The sequence below is a fragment of the Bacillus sp. SIMBA_008 genome (genome assembly GCF_046535495.1).
In the GTDB taxonomy this organism is placed as follows: domain Bacteria; phylum Bacillota; class Bacilli; order Bacillales; family Bacillaceae; genus Bacillus; species Bacillus subtilis.
Genome location: NZ_JAWRWL010000565.1, coordinates 1 through 267, shown reverse-complemented (window position 1 = coordinate 267; position 267 = coordinate 1). Strand labels below are relative to the sequence as shown.

Genomic DNA, 267 nt, shown 5'->3' with positions numbered 1-267 from the left:
GAAGCGCTCAGAAGGGTGAAGGACGCATGATCACGAAACGAATCATTCCATGTCTCGAGGTGAAAGAAGGACGCGTCGTCAAGGGCATTCAATTTCTCGGGCTAAAAGATGCGGGCGATCCTGTCGAGCTGGCCGAAGCCTACGACAGGGAGGGCGCAGACGAACTTGTTTTTCTCGACATTTCCGCCTCTCACGAAGGCCGCAAGACGATGACAGACGTCGTAGAACAAGTTGCGGCAAAACTGGCGATTCCGTTTACGGTCGGCG

General features: G+C 54.7%; 1 protein-coding gene. It reads left to right on the top strand.

Annotated features, from left to right (window positions below; genetic code table 11):
- Window positions 1-26 precede the first annotated feature (26 nt).
- On the top strand, window positions 27-267 hold a 241-nt coding region (locus SB658_RS24460), incomplete at its 3' end, for a HisA/HisF-related TIM barrel protein (protein ID WP_410602970.1).